Origin of the sequence: Mesorhizobium loti R88b (assembly GCF_013170845.1) — a bacterium.
Lineage (GTDB): Bacteria > Pseudomonadota > Alphaproteobacteria > Rhizobiales > Rhizobiaceae > Mesorhizobium > Mesorhizobium loti_B.
Window position 1 is genome coordinate 7,074,956 of record NZ_CP033367.1, and the last position, 17,724, is coordinate 7,092,679.

Here is a 17,724-nt window from a genome sequence, read left to right on the forward strand (position 1 = left end):
AAATGATCTGGTCGCGATGGCGATCTATCATCTTCACGTCAAGGTTATTGGCCGCAAGGCAGGCTCAAGCGCTGTCGCTTCGGCCGCCTACCGCTCGGCCTCGCGATTGCGTGACGAGCGGATTGAACGCAGCCATGATTTTTCGGCCAAACGCGGTGTCGTCCATTCCGAGGTGATGCTGCCGGAGCGCGCGCCCGAAGCCTGGCGCGACCGCGAACGGCTGTGGAACGATGTCGAAGCCTTTGAGGTGCGCAAGGATGCCCAGCTTGCCCGTGAGGTCGAGTTTGCTCTCCCGCGTGAACTCAGCAAGGCGCAAGGCATCGAACTGGCGCGCGACTTTGTACAAGTCGAGTTTGTCAGCAAGGGCATGGTCGCCGATCTCAATGTGCATTGGGACCGGGCGGAGGATGGCAGTCCCAAGCCGCATGCTCATGTCATGCTGACCATGCGGTCCGTGGACAAAAATGGTTTTGGGGCGAAGGTTCGAGACTGGAATGCCACCCAGTTGGTCGAGCGCTGGCGCGAGCGATGGGCGGAACTGGCCAATGAGCGCCTGGCCGAACTCGACATCGACGCCCGCATCGATCATCGCAGTCTGGAAGCGCAGGGCATTTCACTGGAGCCGCAAACGCAGATTGGTGCCCCGGCGCAACGCATTGAGGGCGGTGGCCTAGACGCTGGTGAGATCGAAGCAGATCGCGCCGAACTGCATCGCGAGATCGCGCGCAACAATGGCGCGCGCATCATCGCTGATCCATCCGTGGCGCTGGATGCCATCACGCATCAGCAATCGACCTTCACCCGAAAAGACATCGCGAAGTTTGCGCATCGGCACAGCGACGGAATGGAGCAGTTCAACGAGGTGGTGGTCGCGATCAGCAACGCATCCGATCTGGTCGAACTCGGCACGGACCTGCGCGGCGAAGATCGCTTCACCACAAGGCAGATGATCCAGACCGAGCAGCGCCTTCACCGCGCTACGGAGCGTATGGATTTGGACGAGCGACACGCGGTGAGTGACGCACATCGCGAGGCGGCACTGGCGCGGGCCGCGCAACGCGGGCTTGTCCTTTCGGGCGAGCAGACCGATGCCCTTGCGCACATCACCGATGGTCACGGTCTTGGTGTCGTCGTCGGCTTTGCCGGGACGGGCAAGAGCGCCATGCTGGGCGTTGCGCGCCAGGCATGGGCAGCGGCGGGCTACGAGGTTCGAGGCGCGGCACTCTCCGGCATTGCCGCCGAGAATCTGGAAGGCGGATCAGGCATCTCGTCGCGCACCATCGCCAGTATGGAGCATAGCTGGGGACAGGCCAGGGATCTGCTCACCACGCGCGATGTCCTGGTGATCGATGAGGCCGGCATGGTCGGCACGCGCCAGTTGGAGCGCGTGCTTTCCCATGCCGCGGACGTTGGCGCAAAGGTCGTATTGGTTGGCGATCCGCAGCAGTTGCAGGCAATCGAAGCCGGCGCTGCATTCCGCTCCATCCACGAGCGACACGGCGGCGTCGAGATCGGTCAGGTGCGACGGCAGCGCGAGGTCTGGCAGCGCGATGCCACGCGCGATCTGGCAACCGGCAGGATCGGCGCCGCAATCAACGCCTATGACGCGCAAGGCATGGTGCATCAGGCTGCAACGCGCGACGACGCGCGACGCGATCTGGTCGAGCGCTGGGATCGCGACAGGCAGGCGCATCCCGAGGCAAGCCGGATCATTCTCACTCATACAAATGACGAGGTGCGCGCCCTGAACCAGGCAGCGCGGGAGCGCATGCGCGCTGCCGGCGACCTCGGCGACGAAGTGCAAGTGACGGTCGAACGCGGCCCAAGAAACTTCGCCAGTGGCGACCGCGTCATGTTCCTGCGCAACGAGCGTGGCCTTGGCGTCAAGAACGGCACGCTCGGCATCGTGGAAGAAGTCAGTAAACAAAGCATGACCGTGCGCACCGATGACGACAGGTCGGTTCGCTTCGAGCTGAAAGACTACGCGTACGTCGACCACGGCTATGCCGCGACCATTCACAAGGCGCAGGGCATGACCGTCGACCGGACCCATGTGCTCGCCACGCCGGGCATAGATGCGCACGGCAGCTACGTCGCCCTGTCGAGGCATCGCGACGGGATGGACCTGCATTACGGCAGCGATGACTTCAGTACGCGGGAGCGGCTGGACCGCTCGCTGTCACGCGACCGCGCCAAGGACATGGCGTCGGATTACGATCAGATCGACCCGGCGCAGAGCTATGCCGAGCGGCGCGGCATCACGTTCCGCGAGCGCGTGGTCGAGATCGTGCGCCGGGTCGTTCCGGAGAAGCTGCGCGACAGGATTGGCGGACTGCTGGACGTGCGCTCGCCCGGAGACGGCGAGCCCATGCGGGAAGGTGGGCGCGGACCGGAAAGGGAAAATGTTGGGGCGCAGATCGGCGATGCACGGCCCATGCTCGTCGGAGAAAATCTCGCCGCCGGCGTGTCGCGCGAAACGGATACGCCGGTGGACGCGGAAGCGGCGTTGCGCAGCGCCCGTACGAAGGCGCTTGTGCGTCACGCGCGCGCGCTCGACGCGGTCCTCAGTACTGGAAATGCGGACGGCCAGGGCAGTCCCGACCAAATGCGCGAATTGAGGGATGCCCGCAGCGCTTTCGAGAAGGTTCGGTCGTATCGCTGGCGCGATGCCGAAGCGGCTTATATGAAAAATCCCGAACTGGTCCGCGAGGCGGGCGCCGGCCGCGTCAGCCGCATCGTGCTTGCTCTCCAGCTTGAGACGGAAATCCGCACTCGGATGGACATCGATCCCGGCCGCCGCGCCGACCGGTTCGTGGAACGTTGGCAAAAGCTCGACCGGACGGGACGGCAGCAATATCAGGCCGGCGACATCTCCGGCTACAAGTCAGCGCGCTCGGCCATGTCCGACATGGCCAAGAGCCTCGAACGCGACCCTCAACTTGAATCCCTACTTGCCAATCATAAGAAAGCGCTCGGCATCCATGTCGAATCCGGCCGGCGTCTGGGTGTGGAACTCGCCTTTAACCACGGCATCGGGCTCGGCCGAGGCAAGGGCATCGGAATCTGACCATCCGATTTGCCGCCGTTTCCGCGCCACATCGCAGTGGGGCGGGAATACGCCTTGCCTGAGCGATGCAGCCTGTTTCGTGTGACCCATCAGATATCAGAGGCACTCAGGAGGAGACAGGCGAGCCATGCCCGAACCCGATCGCATCATTCGCCTCAAAACCGTCCTTGCCCGGACCGGCCTGTCCCGCTCAACCATGTATCGCAAGATCGCCGAAGGCACGTTCCCGGCTCAGATCAGGATCAGTGTCAACGGTGCCGGATGGCGGGAGTCGGATATCAATCGGTGGATTGAGAACCCCGCATCGTGGGGGCCGAGGCGAGATGATGAATCCGATTGCAAGAGGTAACAAAATGATAGCATCTACCGCATCATGCAAAGCAATTTTCTGTGGATAATGGAACCGAACCATCGGTATGATTTTTGATTGGGTAAATTTGAGGGTACGGGTCGATACCCTCACTGAGGATTTCCGATTAAATTCAAATACATAGATAACATTTCGATTCCGCCTCTGGCACCATCACCCTCTAAAATCGCTAAGCTATTCGACTTCACCATTTTCGCGCGAAATGGGTTAGGCTCGCTGTAGGCTCTCATTCCGATGGCAACGTGCGAAAACTACGACGCGCCCATGGCAGCGTGTCGTCTTTCCTTTGGCGACCTGGGCAACAAGATCGGCAGTATCGTCAGCTGGGGGGTAGCCTGACGAAGCGAGAACAATCGCGGTTGCGACGGTGAGGATGCGCACGACTTTCCTCCCCCGAGAATTGCCGCAACGGTAGCACATTCTGGTGGCGAGGCCGAGCATTACTAGAAATCGGATATTTCCGACGACTTGGGGGGCATCTCCGATAAAATATCCTTTAGATGAATGGTCATCGAAATTTCAAGGATGACCCGCATGACACTTCTTCAAATCGCCTACGCAATGCTCGCTGTCTCGTATATTGTCGCTGAAGTGGCGCTAGCGTTGGGGCATTAGGTGGCGGCTGAACAGGCTAAATATTCGCGTCGGACGGTTATCAAGGCTTGCGGGATCCTCGCCCATTTGGGTCATTCCGAACTGACGCAATTCTTCCTGGAATTAGGGCTTGAGGACTTTCGAGCCGAGCCTAGCGGTGGCGACAGTCGCCACGCACGGGCTATGAGGCTTGCAACCTATATTTCCCAACGACCCGATAGCCGGACGATGGACGGGGCACTGGCTGCAAATGCGATTGTTGAGCAAGCGGCTTGGATTGATCGCGGCTATCCAGACTCGTATTTGGATTTGAAAGACAAAGATCGCAAGGATTTTTGGGACAGTCTGCAACTCGACAAGTACCAGTCGCATAATGGTGTTGTCGTGCCACTAGGAACCGAGACGACTGAACAAAAGCTCATGAGCGTGATTTTTGGAGAGCGCGAATCGGGAGCACCAGATGCGACCGAAGACGACTGGATACCAGCATCGGTCGAAACAATTGAGGAACCAGCAAAGGTGAAAAACAAAAAGATTTTTCTTGTCCATGGGCGCGATACCACGGCGCAGCACGAGGTCGAGCTGTTCCTGAGACATTTGGGCCTTGAACCGCTGGTGCTGAGCAGGCAGGCGAATAAAGGACGATCAATTCTGGTAAAGTTTCAGGAGGTTGCCAAGGGAGCATCGTATGCAGTCGTGTTGATGACGCCAGATGATGTTGGCGGTCTGCGCGGGGAACCGGTTATAGAGTCGCGGGCACGGCAAAACGTCGTTTTTGAGCTTGGCTTCTTTATTGGGCAGCTCGGCGCTGAGAATGTATGCCCCTTGCTTGGTGAGGGCATAGCAAAACCATCTGATTTTGACGGTATTGGATATGTAGCGTTCGGAACAAATCGACCGTGGAAAACGGAGTTGGCGAGGGAACTTCAGGAAGCCGGTGTGCCATTCGATCACCACCTTGTGTTTTCCGCTTGAGACATTGCATGCTCCGGCTATTTGGATGCCAGTAGCAAGTGAGGTATTCTACCGTTTCGTCGCTCTGTGCAGTGAGATCGTCGGTGCGGAGGTTGCACGGAACACCAGCGGATAGGATAAGGTGCACATCTGGTCCGTCGAAGTCGTCGAAGGCGAATAGACTCGCCGCCATCTGCCGTCGCAGTCCCTTCGATGCTAGATTTAGAGTATGTGTTACCAGGCGATGAGCGATCCTATTCGGCTGCGAGCATAGGTCAATGGAAGAACCGTCCTGAAACAGGTCCCTGCAAAGTCGAGCGTCGATGAAGTCATTGGCGGGCTGGGTCGAATAACAATCAGCCTTGTCGAGGTAGCACTCTACAGCTTCATTCTGCCGGGTCCAGCGGACGTTTCCACCACCATTTGATAAAACGGGCGAAGGCGACAACGCCGCCGATGATGGCGATGATGCTAGCGATTACGCCCAAAATCTGGGCGAGGTCGATGGTGACGGTCATAGCTTCTCCGATCGCACGGGAGGATGCGCGTTGTGTGTTGTTTTGTCGGAACTAACTAAAACGTATTTAGCGTGTGGATGTTGCCCAATCACTAAATGTGCACAAACGGTACCAGCGACGCCTCGATTAGCAAACTGATTTAGCCATGAGGTTGGCGGCTCCGTAGGCAAAGAGTGCAAATAAAATGCTTGACATGGCGGGCCGACAAACACGTGAACAAAACCACAACCAAATCGATAAAAGCGCCCTTATATCAAAAGGTTGACTGCGTCCAGTCTGGCGGTTCGTCTTCATCTCAGCCACGTTGATCTCATAGGGAGACTGCATACGAACTGTCCCTCGCCTAATTGTGGAGGCCAAGGAGCACGCCACCATCGCCACAAAAGAAATCCAACACCAGCGATAGCGCTGACGATGGTGACGAAGTTCGGGCCTTCCGTCAGATTTCGTTATAAATGCCAGACGCGAACATGACTTCTCCATTCGCGCGTTTGACGGCGAGTTGAATAAGCGCTTGCTATTTCAGAGCGCGCAAGGGCCTGTTGAAAATCAGCTGCACGAAATCTAGTACCTCGTAGGATGACCTAGTACCTCGTAGGATGACTCGGTGACAAGAGTCGCGCTTAGAGCTCGATAAGTTTGTTGGATTTCTCAAACTTGCTTCCCGCTCGTCAGCCGCATTGACGCATTGTCTTCTCGCCGTCCAGCGGCCGGGCAACGAACCTTAGCCTCTAGTCCATGATGTTACACTCCTTCCAAGGCACCTTGCTCTCCTTGCAAAATGGCCGAAAGTGTAAACATCTATACGGAATGAACTGTCAGCCATTCTCGGGAAGGGAAGCTGGGTGTTGATGCAGCTTATGTTATTGAAGCAGCCTAAAATTGCTCAGCTTTGACTGCTTCTATTTCGCGAGAGCCTCCTTCGCGAGAGCCTCATTTCGTTGATTGGCTATTACGACAGGCACCTTATCGTCCCAGCCAGGTGCGACGGAGCAGCCTTCATGGCCATCATCTCGGATGACGCGCAAGTCGACGGCGGGCTCTGTTTCCGATTGGATCGAGCTTATCGCCGCCCCAATGGCGGACATTAACTTCGGATCGGTCGCCTTATCGTCGCGAACCTGTTCTAGGACCGGCAAAGCTGCCTTGGCGTACCAGCCCATCCGGCCGAGGATTGACGCTATCTGAATATGGGTATCCAGGTCGCTTTTGGGATCAACCAGCTGATCAACCGTCCTATCAACCGCCGATCTCTTATCGTCAGCCCATTTGGCGGCCTCTTCACTTAAGGCAGCACCAGTTTTCTCGACCGCCGCCAAAACACCGAGGTTGTACACTAGCGAAGAGATTTGGCGGTCCAGATTTTCGTTCTCTGCAACGGGAATATGCTGCCCGGGTGTCAGATAAATCATCTCCTTTGTGCTCAATGAGCTATCGTCTTCATTGTAGAAAAATGCCGTCTCAATATCGAAGAGAAACCAATCGTAAGTGCCCGGGGCATCGTTGCCGAGGGTGATCGTGAATCGATCGGACTCATTACTCTTAATGTCCTGGCTTAGGGGAACGACAATCCGACAACCCTCTCCAGTGATCGGCAGGATAGCGTCGTAGTTCCAAGATATGTCTCGATAGCTAGGAAGCCATGGAGATCGATCGATCCACACATGTTTTATGGTGATCACAGCGCGCGTAATTGACGCGATGGCGATCCCATCGTTGCGAAACGACACGTCCAGTTTTGGAAACGCTTTGGTGTTTTCGTCCCACCCCGGCCAGCGAGCGTACACCTGTGACGGCTCCACTACCTTTGCGTCAACGAGGTGCAAAGACCCTGTGAGTGAGGTGGATTTCCTCAAGTCGATATACGTATTCCAAGCCGCCAGAGCGAAGCCGCTAGCCAGCACGATGATGGCAGCGAAGAAACCGTAACGGAGTATGTCCCTCACGATCTGCGGAGCATCGGTTTGAGAGACGGGCGGAAGGATTCCGGAGCTGATCAGCGCCCTGTGAACGCCAAACATAAGGAAAAGAACGAACCCCACGATCGCCAATGGATTGTTCAGATATGGAACGATTGCTTGAAAATACTGCATCGACCCCTCCCCTGCAGCGTTTCTTTCGCCAGTTTTGAATTACTGTAGCGCTTTCAACGGTTCAGCGATACGATGATATGATCAATAATTGGCAGGAAAAGGAACTACCAGGGAACAATTGGCTTTCGCTTCGCCGTGAGCATAATACCACTACATCAGAGTTTGCTACTCTGACGGGAGACATCTCAGCATAGAGCCCCATGCCACGAAGAGCTCGACGCGTTTCCAGTCGCCGCACTTTCTAGGCTCGGGCAGGTCCACAAAAAGCCTCGCTCGACTTTTGGCCCGCTGGCCGCAGCGGTAGGAATTGTGCCTGATACCACCGGGGGCGTCACCAACGTCATGAAGATGGTGCTTGTCGGCACAGGTAATGTCCCAGCTCACGGCCACCCTGCAGAAATCACTTTGCTCACTTTAGGCTTCTGGCGGATTCAGTTTGCTTGGCACCCCCTCAACCGTAGGGCAAACTTCCCGTGGGGCTGCAGGAGGTGAAATGAGAGCACGTGCAGCGACGCTTGGGGATCTCGAGGATGTCTTCCATGGCCTGTCCAAGCGGATGTCGGACGAGTATGCCGCGGCCGGCAAGGACAGCAAGGTCGCCTACGACAATCTGATGATGAATTTGAAGGAAGGTCGCGCGCACGCGCTGGTCGAGGGCGAGAAGGCCGTGGCGATCATCGCCTGGCATGAGAACAGCGATGCCGCCGATACGCTGTTTGCCGCGCAGGAGGATTTTTTTCGGGCCTCGACCGTGCGGTTCTGCAAGCGGCATATCAGGCACATCCAGGCACTCGCCGGCAACCTTCCCATCCATTCGCGCAGCTGGCTGCAGGGGCCTGACGTCGCCAGATGGTTCGGTGTCATCGGCTATGTCGAGAACGGCCAGGAGAATGGTGCCAACCTGTTTGAGCTGCCGCCGGCCCGTGCCGCATAGACAGTCAAAACCACCACGCGGTGAAATCGGCTATTCGGGCGGACACCTCGGCATTCAAAGACACTGTCCGACGCGATCTCGCGGAGACGCTCGTTCACATCACCCAGCTCGACATGGCATACGAGCCTCGTTGATTTCCAGGCGCTTCCTGCGACTATCGGCCCAGTGATTGCGGCAGATAGAGGTCGAAACAATGCATTCCGAATATTCCGATCATGTCTTTGTCGACCTCGTGCCCGAGCAATTCGGAGGCTCGGAAACCATCGTGGCGCGATATCGCGGGCTTGTCGCCACCGCCTTTCGCTATCGATCCGGCGTTGCCGGTCTTCGCATCAGCAATGCGCAAGGCGAAATCATCTTGCTGCCGTTCCAGGGACAGCAGATTTGGAACGCAACGTTCCTCAACCGCTCGCTGACCATGCGCTCGATGTTCGACGAGCCGGTGGCGACCCGGGATTATCTCTCCAACTACGGCGCGTTCTTCATTCACTGCGGCGCCACCGCCATGGGAAATCCGGGTCCGGTCGACCAACATCCGCTCCACGGTGATCTGCCCAATGCGCCCTACCGGGACGTGCAACTGATCGTCGGCAGCAATTCCGAAGGGCCTTTCATGGCGCTGACGGGACGCTGCCGACAGACCGTCGCCTTCAGCCACGACTACATGATGAAACCTACAGTGCTGCTGCAACTCGACGCCAACAGCGTCAATGTCGATGTCAGCATCATGAACCTGAAACACTCGCCCATGGATCTGATGTATCTTGCGCACATCAATTTCAGGCCGGCGGACGACGGGCGTCTGGTCGACACCGTCGCAGATGATTCCACGGACATTGTCGTGCGCAAGGTGCTTCCGCCCTTTTTCACGCCGAGCGAAAGCTACCTTGCCTACCGCGATGCCATAGTCGCCGATCCTTCGCGGCATCGTCTGCTGACCAAGGGCGAGCCGATCGACCCCGAACTCGTATTGACGATGAAAGCCAGGGCGGATGCTGAAGGCTGGGCGCACGCCCTGCAGGTTCATCCGGACCGCACAGCGGATTTCGTCAGCTTTCGTCCCGATGAACTCAATTATGCCGTACGCTGGATCACGCGCGGCGCCGACCAGGATGCGCTTGGCCTCGTGCTGCCGGCGACCGCCAAGCCCGACGGCTATCTTGCGGCCAAGGAAAGAGGTCGCCTGGTTCGCGTCGCCGCAGGGGAAACATTCCACTGCGGCTTGCGCTTTGGCGCGATGATCGCTGAGGAGGCCGCAAGGCAGGAACGATTGATTTCAAAGGTTCGGGCCGGGAGCGCCTAGCGCGCGTCCCGTATCGCGAACGCCGCCTGCACAGCGCGGTTGACCGTCGCCGGCAGGATCGACATGTGGTTTTCGCCGGCGTGCAGTTCGAAAGTGGCGCGGACGCCCGGCAAGGCGTCGAGACGCTCTGCCATATCTTGCGCGAATTCGTCGGTGCATGTCCGCTTTTTCTGCTGCAGGCGCTTTTCCTCGTCATCGGCCCCGATCTGGAACGGCGCCAGCTTTTCGGTCTCGTACTCGCCTGCCGACAGGATCACGTTGGCCGTCAGGCCATCGGGGACAGCCGCCTCGAATGTTTCGAGAAAACGGTCGATGGCGCGGTCTTCCCAATAGATGGCGGGGCTGGCCGCGATGAAGGTCCGGAACGAATGTGGGCGGGTGAACAAAGCGTAGAGCGCGAACAGGCCGCCGAAAGAATGGCCGTAAAGCGCCTGGCGCTTCTCATCGATCCTGGTCCGGCTGGCGACCCAAGGCTTCAGCTCATCCTCGATGAAGGTGAGGAATTGCCCTGCCCCGCCGGTCCTGACTTCCGGCGCGTTCTCATAGAAGGGCGGATAGGTCTTGCCCGGCGGCGGGCCGAGGTCCCATGAGCGGCGCAACGGGTCATAGGCGCCCCCGACGGGGTAGCCGATGGCGACGATGACACCCCAGTCGACATTGGTGCCCAGGGGATAGAAGGCCTGCGCCCGCATGGCGTCGACCGCCGTGCCGATGACCGCGTTGCCGTCGGTCATGTAGAGCACCGGCCAGCCGGCCTCCGGCGCCGGCCCGGGCGGCACATGGATGAAGACCCGCCATGGGTCGCCACTATCTGCCGGGACGAAGTCGTGAACAGTGGCGTCGGCGATCAAAGCGGGCGTCGACTTGGACATGAATATCTCCACGGGAACAAAAAAGGTCAGCGGCGGCGCAAGAGCCACATCAGCACCGGGCCGCCGATCAGCGTGGCGACGATGCCGGCCGGGATCTGGCGTGGGAAGATGGCGGTGCGGCCGATCCAGTCGGCGCAGACCATGATCAACGCACCAGCGAGCACCGCGCCGATGGCTTGCGGCAGCGCGCGCGACAGGCCGAGGTGGCGCGCAAGGTGCGGCGCCATCAGGCCTATGAAGGTCAGCGGCCCGACCACGAGCGTCGAGGCGGCGGTGAGCGCGGCAACCACCAAAAGCACCAGAAGCCGCGTTGCGCGCAGATTCACGCCGAGGCTTTGAACCGCGGCGGACCCAAGCGGCAACATGTCCAACCAGCGCATGAAGAACGGCGCCGCCAGGAACAGGCAAAAGGCGATGGACGAAGTGAAAATCGCCGAGCCCGCGTCGACGCCATAGGTCGAACCGGTGAGCCAGTTCAGCAAAAGCATGGCGCGCGGGTCGCCCGCGGCGGTGAGCACCAGGATCAGCGCGTCGAACAACGCCGTCAGCGCGACGCCGGCCAGCAGCAGCCGCTCCGGCGCATAGGCGGCACGGCGGCTGATGGCCAGCGTCACCAGCAGTGCGGCGAAGGCGCCGATGGTGGCGGCGGCGGTCTGCACTGGGCGGCCGGCATCGGAGAGCGAAAACAGCGCCACCATCATGCCCAGCGCGGCACCGGCGCTGATGCCGAGCACTTCGGGACTGGCCATCGGATTGCCGGTCAGCCGCTGCATCATCAGCCCGGCCAGCGCCAGCATGGCGCCAGCGGCCAAGGCTGCGGATACGCGGGGCAGCCGCCAGGACAACAAGGGCTGCAGCTGATCGCCGGCAGCGAATGTCCAGCCATGCGGCCCCGGTGCGTAAAGCAAGGCCAGCCCGAGCAGCACAAGCAAGAGGCCGCCGAACGCCGCGAGCACGAGGCCGGAATGGCGGGCGCGCGGCAAATGCTGCGAACCTAGCGCCGGCGTCTCGGTGCCAAGCGAAAGGCGCGGCAGCAGCCACAACAGCAGCGGCGCGCCGAGAAGTGCCGTCATGGCGCCGGTCGGCAGCAGGTCGCCTTGCGGTCCGGTGGCGACCTGCACACCCTGATCGGCGGCCCACAGCATGGCGCCGCCGATGAGCGGCGCCATCACCAGCTGCTGGCCAAGCCGGCGGCCGCCGCCGATGCGCGCAAGGGTGGCGGCGGCGAGGCCGACGAAGCCGATGACGCCGACGGCGGCGACGACAAAGGCGATCAGGGAGACCGCCGCCGCCAGTCCGGCAAAACGATAGACGCCGAGTGGGACACCGAGGCTGCGTGCACCCTCATCGTCGAGCCCGAGCAAGGTCAGCGGCCGCACCATCAGGCCGATCAGCAGCGCGGCGGCGCCCAGGCGCGGCAACAGCCACAGCGTCGTCGACCAGTCTTGCTGGCCGAGCGAACCGGCGCCCCAGATGAACAGGCTGGCCAGCCATTCATGCCGCAGCACCACCAGGGCCGCACCGATGGCGCCGGCATAGAGGCTGACGACAAGCCCGGCGAGCACCACCGAAAGCGGCGACAGGCCCTTGTGCCAGGACAGCGCGAAGACCGCGGCAAGCGCGGTGAAGGCGCCGGCAAGCGCCACCCATTCGCGGCCGAAGGCAAGCAGGGACGGCGCAAGCAGTGTCGCCAGCGCCAGCGCCAGATAGGCGCCGGCCGAGACGCCGACGGTTTCAGGCGCAGCCAGCGGGTTGCGCAGGACCTGCTGCAGCACCGTCCCGGCCAGACCGAGGGCCGCACCGCACAAAAGGCTGACGGCAAGCCGGGGCAGGAAGGCATAGTGGACGAGCACCTGCCGCATGTCGTCGATGTCAGGGCTTGCGAGCGCATCGAGCCACAGCGCCGGCGGCAATTGCACTGTTATGTTGGAGAGGGTCGCGACAGCGGCAGCGCCAACAACCACGGCGCACAGCAGGATCGCGCCTATGGGATATCTGTCTGATATGCGAGGCGACGACGCAGAACCGGAGATGCGGCTGGCGCTGTCGGACAAGAGTGCATCCTGCTCAGTCATCGGCGCCCTCCGCTGTCAGCGCCTCGGCCAGCAACCGGGCAAAACGGCTCGCCGAGGGCAGCGTGCCGAACATCAGAACGGGGGGCAGACGCATGATCGAGCGGTTGCGCACGAATGGCATGGCGTTCCAGACCCGGCTTTCGGTCAGCGTGCCGCCCGCCCCTTCGGGCAGGGGTTCGAGATAGGCAAGGCGGGCGTCGCTTGACGTCGCCAGCCCGTCGATGCCAACAGTTGCAAATCCCCAGTAATTGGTCTCGCCGGTCCAGGCATTGCGGATGCCGATGCGGTCGAACACCGCCTGAAACAGGCTTTTTTCGCCATAGACGCGCACATTGCGCGGATCGAGGAAGTTGACGACGTAGACCGGCCGCGCAGAAAGCGGCGCCAGCCGCTGCCTGACATCGGAGAAACAGGCCTCCGTTGCCGCGATCAGCGCTTCGCCTTCGCTTTCCTTGCCGACAAGGGCCGCCACTTGACGGGTCGCTTCGATGGCGCGCTGATAGGGCTGGCCGTCCGGCGTGTAGATGCCGATCGTCGTCACCGGCGCCACACGTTCGAGCAGCGGCTTGATGCCGTCGAGATAGGGGATGGAGAGGATGATGTCGGGGCGAAGCTGCTGCAGGAATTCGAGATTGGGTTCCAGGATCGTGCCGATATCGGCAACCTCAGGCGGCAGTGGCGGCTCGACCACCCACTTCTCCCAAACTTCGCGGTCGGCGACCGCGACCGGTGTGACGCCGAGCATGAGCAAGGTCTCCGCCAGCCCATCGTCGAGACAGACGATGCGGAGCGGCTTTGCTTCGGTCACCTGTGGCATGAGTGCGGCCAAGGGCAGCCAAAACAGAGCGAGTGCGCCGCGCCGGGTCATCCGGCCGCGCGAGCGATTGGCAGGGCCGGCCGGCTGAATCTCCTGGTCTGTTTCCAATTTGGCGTGCCTGTCTGTGGACTCTGACCTCAAGCGGCTCCTCCGTTGACTATGAAACATGACATTCGTAGTCAACATTGAAGATGCAGCCGGGGGTCAACAATCCAGCCGGCATATGCCGGCGCTGCGACTCCCCGCCGCAGTCGCGCACCGCCCTGCCGGCACCGAATTGATCGGCGGCATCATCTTTTCTCCGCGAACACGGTGCATATGGAACGGGATGAAGGCGTGCCATCCGCCCGCAGACGCGCGTTGCATTCGAGCCATGTGCCCGAAAAAGCGGTGACAAGTGCGGCCGGAACGTGTTGAAGATGACAGTCAACACGTGGAGGGGCGTGCGATCGGGTTGCACTCGGCAAGTGTTGATGGTTTGTTGCCGGGCAGCGGAGAACGAGTGATGCGAGAATCCATTGGTCAAGACGAATACGGGTCGGCGAACCCTTTCGATCCGGATGACCTGCCTAATTTGAACGCGATCGGGCCAGCCATTGGCGGCGGCAACGATTTCGAGAAATATGCCGTGGCGGTGATCATCGTGTTCGGCGCCCTGATCATTGGCGGGCTGATGGCCGCATCGATGACCTTCGGCCATCGCAACGGGTTCCTGTTCGCGCTTGGTGGCGCCACCTCGGCCTGGATCTCCGGAAATGCACTGTTACTCGACCGGCCGCGCATCTACGCGCTGTTCGTCGGCATTGCTGCCCTGATGCTGATCGCATCGACCATCACACTGATTACGTGACGGCCCTTGCCCGGCCGTGAGCCGGCGCCTGTCCCGGAGTCCACCTTGATATCAATATCCGAGCGCCTCACCCGACGCGGCGCGGCTGTCGATAGCGCCGTTGTAGCGCGCGCCGCCGCCCTTCTCGATTTCCGCCAGGCTCTTGCCGCCAACGAGAATGCCGGCCGCCTGGCCCCAGGTCTGGTCACCGAGATCGAGATGATAGCCCATGCCGGCCAGCAGTCTTTCGGTGTCCGGCGACAGACCAAACGGCTCGACATAGACCGTATCGGGCAGCCATTGATGGTGGATGCGTGGCGCGTCGATCGCCTCCTGGATATTCATGCCATGGTCGATGACGTTGACGATCGCTTCCAGCGTTATGGTGATGATGCGCGAGCCGCCCGGGCTGCCGATGACCATGAACGGCTTGCCATCCCTGGCGACGATGGTCGGGCTCATCGATGACAGCGGCGTCTTCTTCGGCTGGATGGCGTTGGCCTCGCCCTGGACCAGCCCATAGAGGTTGGGCACACCGGGTTTCTGGGTGAAATCGTCCATTTCGTTGTTGAGCAGGATGCCGGTGCCGTCGGCCACGACGCCGGCGCCGAACGAGCCGTTCAGCGTATAGGTGACGGCGACCGCATTGCCGTCCTTGTCGATGATCGAATAGTGCGTGGTCTCCTTCGACTCGCCAAAACCCTTCGGCATCAGGTCTTGCGATACGCCAGCCCGGAACGGGTCGATCTTGTCGCGGATATCCTTGGCGTAGGCTTTATCCAGCAGTTTCGAGACCGGGTTGTCGACGAAATCGGGATCGCCGAGCGCGGAATTGCGGTCGACATAGGCATGGCGCATCGCCTCGACCATGACATGCGCCGTCTCGGCCGAGCCGGCGCCAAGATAGGACAGCGGATACCCTTCAAGCACGTTGAGGATTTCGCAGATGATGACGCCACCGGAGCTTGGCGGCGGCGAGGATGTGATTTCGTAGCCGCGATAGGTGCAGGTCACGGGTTTCAGTTCACGCACCGCATATTGCTCGAAGTCGGCCTTGGCCAGGATGCCCCCCTTGGCCCCGCTTGCCTTGACGATCGCGTCGGCGATGGCGCCTTTGTAGAAAGCGTCAGGGCCCTTGTCGGAAATGGCCGAGAGTGACGCGGCAAGGTCAGGCTGGGTGAGCCGCTCGCCGATGCCATAGGGCTTGCCGTCGGGTTTCAGAAAGGCCGCCGCCGCCGCCGGGTCCTTCGCCAGCCGGTCCGCATTGCCGGCAAAGAAGGCGGCATCGCCCTGATTGAGGATGAAACCATCCTTGGCATAGGCAATCGCCGGCGCCATCAGGTCTTGTCTCGACAATTTGCCGTATTTCTCGCGAGCCATTTCGAAACCGGCCACCGAGCCCGGCACACCGACGGCGAGATAGCCGTCGAGGCTGGCGCCTTTCACCGGATTGCCGTCCTTGTCGAGATACATGGTTTTCGTGGCCGCCAGCGGCGCGCGCTCGCGAAAATCGAGGAAGGTCGATTTACCATCGGCGAAACGAATGGTCATGAAGCCGCCGCCGCCGATATTGCCGGCATTGGGGTAGACGACGGCCAGCGCATAGCCGACCGCGACCGCCGCATCGACGGCATTGCCGCCCTTCTTCAGCACCTCGACACCCACTTCCGACGCCAGATGCTGGGCCGTCACCACCATGCCGTGTTCGCCTTTGGCCGGCGCGGGCGAGGCAGCGAACGTCACCTGCAGTGGCGCTATGACAAAAGCCAGGGAGAGACTGACGGCGATCAGTGTCCGACGGGTGGGATGCATGATGGTGCTCCTGGACGAGATGCCCAGAAGAGCCCGTTGCCGCGGCCGAGTCCACCATCAATGGTGGGCCAGCCGGATCAATTCAGATGTCAGACGTGTCAGACAATCCCGCCCGAACCGCCCGCAACCGCCGGTCGTTCGGCCGCCACCTTGGCGCGGTAGCCTGCCGCGCGGTAGGCGGCGACAGGATCGATGGCACCGCCCGTCTTCAGCCGCGCCATGGCCAGGATCGGCTCGACATCAGTGCGGTAGGCCACTTTTAGCGTCTGCGTCGCCATCAGCGCGTCATTGCAGTCCTGAAAACCTTCGAGCGCCTTGCGGTCGACCAGCAGCGCCTGCGCGTAGGCGCGCTGCACCTCGACCGCAGACAGCATCAGGCTTTCGATCGGATCGGTAACGTTGTGGCTCTGGTCCAGCATGTGGGCGGGATCAAAACCCTCAGCGCCGGACAGTTCGGCATCGACCAGTTCATTGAAGACCAGGAACAGCCGGTAGGGATCGATCGAGCCGGCGTCGAGATCATCGTCGCCATATTTCGAATCATTGAAGTGGAAGCCGCCGAGTTTTTTGAACTGGATCAGCCGCGACACGATCATCTCGATGTTGACGTTGGGCGCGTGGTGGCCGAGGTCGACGAGGCAGAAAGCCTTGTCGCCGAGCTCCTTTGATATGAGGTAGTTGGTGCCCCAATCCTGGACGACCGTGGAATAGAAGGCCGGTTCGTACATCTTGTGTTCGCTGAACAGCTTCCAGTCGACGGGCAGGCCGGCATAGATTTCCTTCATGGCATCGAGATAGCGCTCAAACGCCTTGGCGAAATTGACCTGGCCGGGGAAGTTCGAGCCGTCGCCGATCCATACCGTCAAGGCCTTGGAACCAAGCGTCTTGCCGATCTCGATGCATTCGAGATTGTGCTCGACCGCCTGCTGACGGGTGCCGGCATCGGCGTGCGACAGCGAGCCGAATTTGTAGGACAGCCTCTGGTCCTTCGCGTCGGAGAAGGTGTTGGAATTCATGGCGTCAAAGCCGAGGCCGAAGCGCGAGGCGGCCTGCTTCAGCCGGTTTGGATCGGCCTTGTCCCACGGAATGTGCAGGGACACGTTTGGCGTCGCCTGGGTCAACTGTTTGATGACGGCGCAATCCTCGATCTTGTCGAAAATGTCGCGCGGCTCGCCGGCGCCGGGGAAGCGGGCAAAGCGGGTTCCGCCGGTGCCGACGCCCCAGGAGGGGATGGCCACGGCGAATTTCTCGACCTTGTCGCGGATGGCGTCAATGGCGATGCCGCGACGGTCGAGGCGCTCGCCGAGTGAGGCGTAGTCGCGGTCGAGGTCGGCCTTGCGGGCGGCATTGCCCTTGTGGACCACGTCGGCGGAGATGATGGTTTCGGACAAGTGCTATTCCTCCCAAATTTGTTCCGTCGGCGCGGCCCCTCATCCGGCCCTTACGGGCCACCTTCTCCCCGTATAGTGACGGGGAGAAGGGAAGC

13 protein-coding genes are annotated in these 17,724 nt (G+C 60.8%); 6 read left to right on the plus strand and 7 right to left on the minus strand.

Annotated elements, in window-relative coordinates; translation table 11 throughout:
• The first annotated feature begins 16 nt into the window (after window positions 1-16).
• The 3 genes from traA (at window position 17) to EB235_RS34015 (ending at window position 5,006) form a co-directional block, all read left to right on the plus strand.
• On the plus strand, window positions 17-3,067 hold the full coding sequence (gene traA, locus EB235_RS34005) for a Ti-type conjugative transfer relaxase TraA (RefSeq protein WP_027033108.1): 3,051 nt from the start codon (window positions 17-19) through the stop codon (window positions 3,065-3,067).
• Between the two features lie 127 nt (window positions 3,068-3,194).
• A complete protein-coding gene (locus EB235_RS34010) occupies window positions 3,195-3,416 on the plus strand; it encodes a helix-turn-helix transcriptional regulator (protein ID WP_027033107.1) in 222 nt (73 codons plus the stop codon).
• 636 nt (window positions 3,417-4,052) lie between these two features.
• Window positions 4,053-5,006, plus strand: coding sequence for a TIR domain-containing protein (locus EB235_RS34015; protein ID WP_051429767.1), 954 nt, complete (start codon window positions 4,053-4,055; stop codon window positions 5,004-5,006).
• Window positions 5,007-5,371: 365 nt separating this feature from the next.
• Here the strand turns inward: EB235_RS34015 and EB235_RS35165 are convergent, their stop codons facing one another.
• On the minus strand, window positions 5,372-5,503 hold the full coding sequence (locus tag EB235_RS35165) for a hypothetical protein (RefSeq protein ID WP_280945049.1): 132 nt from the start codon (window positions 5,501-5,503) through the stop codon (window positions 5,372-5,374).
• 902 nt (window positions 5,504-6,405) lie between these two features.
• A complete protein-coding gene (locus EB235_RS34020; RefSeq protein WP_155256463.1) occupies window positions 6,406-7,596 on the minus strand; it encodes a hypothetical protein in 1,191 nt (396 codons plus the stop codon).
• Between the two features lie 493 nt (window positions 7,597-8,089).
• On the opposite strand from EB235_RS34020, the gene EB235_RS34025 reads away from it, so the two are divergent.
• Window positions 8,090-8,530 carry a hypothetical protein gene (locus tag EB235_RS34025; protein ID WP_027033105.1) on the plus strand — a complete coding sequence of 147 codons (441 nt, stop codon included), beginning with the start codon at window positions 8,090-8,092 and terminating at the stop codon, window positions 8,528-8,530.
• 193 nt (window positions 8,531-8,723) lie between these two features.
• Window positions 8,724-9,833, plus strand: a complete 1,110-nt coding sequence (locus EB235_RS34030; RefSeq protein ID WP_032925881.1) for a DUF4432 family protein — start codon at window positions 8,724-8,726, stop codon at window positions 9,831-9,833.
• Here the strand turns inward: EB235_RS34030 and EB235_RS34035 are convergent.
• Genes EB235_RS34035 through EB235_RS34045 form a run of 3 tightly spaced genes read right to left on the minus strand, consistent with a single transcriptional unit; the run spans window position 9,830 to window position 13,648 of the window.
• Window positions 9,830-10,705: an alpha/beta hydrolase gene (locus EB235_RS34035; protein WP_032926702.1), complete on the minus strand. Its 876-nt coding sequence runs from the start codon at window positions 10,703-10,705 to the stop codon at window positions 9,830-9,832. The two genes, EB235_RS34030 and EB235_RS34035, sit on opposite strands and share 4 nt — an antisense overlap.
• A gap of 26 nt (window positions 10,706-10,731) precedes the next feature.
• Window positions 10,732-12,780: a Fe(3+)-hydroxamate ABC transporter permease FhuB gene (gene fhuB, locus EB235_RS34040; RefSeq protein ID WP_027033102.1), complete on the minus strand. Its 2,049-nt coding sequence runs from the start codon at window positions 12,778-12,780 to the stop codon at window positions 10,732-10,734.
• Window positions 12,773-13,648 (minus strand): ABC transporter substrate-binding protein, encoded by an 876-nt coding sequence (locus EB235_RS34045; RefSeq protein WP_027033101.1) that lies wholly within the window; start codon window positions 13,646-13,648, stop codon window positions 12,773-12,775. The genes fhuB and EB235_RS34045 overlap by 8 nt, the downstream gene beginning before the upstream one ends.
• A gap of 454 nt (window positions 13,649-14,102) precedes the next feature.
• Here EB235_RS34045 and EB235_RS35235 point away from each other — a divergent pair, with 454 nt between their 5' ends.
• A complete protein-coding gene (locus EB235_RS35235) occupies window positions 14,103-14,447 on the plus strand; it encodes a hypothetical protein (RefSeq protein ID WP_080680926.1) in 345 nt (114 codons plus the stop codon).
• A gap of 51 nt (window positions 14,448-14,498) precedes the next feature.
• On the opposite strand, the gene ggt is transcribed toward EB235_RS35235, so the two are convergent.
• Together ggt and rhaI are read right to left on the minus strand one after the other, a co-directional pair.
• Window positions 14,499-16,238 (minus strand): gamma-glutamyltransferase, encoded by a 1,740-nt coding sequence (gene ggt, locus EB235_RS34055; protein WP_027033099.1) that lies wholly within the window; start codon window positions 16,236-16,238, stop codon window positions 14,499-14,501.
• 98 nt (window positions 16,239-16,336) lie between these two features.
• Complete coding sequence (rhaI, locus tag EB235_RS34060; protein ID WP_027033098.1) at window positions 16,337-17,629, minus strand: L-rhamnose catabolism isomerase; 1,293 nt, start codon at window positions 17,627-17,629, stop codon at window positions 16,337-16,339.
• Window positions 17,630-17,724: the final 95 nt, after the last annotated feature.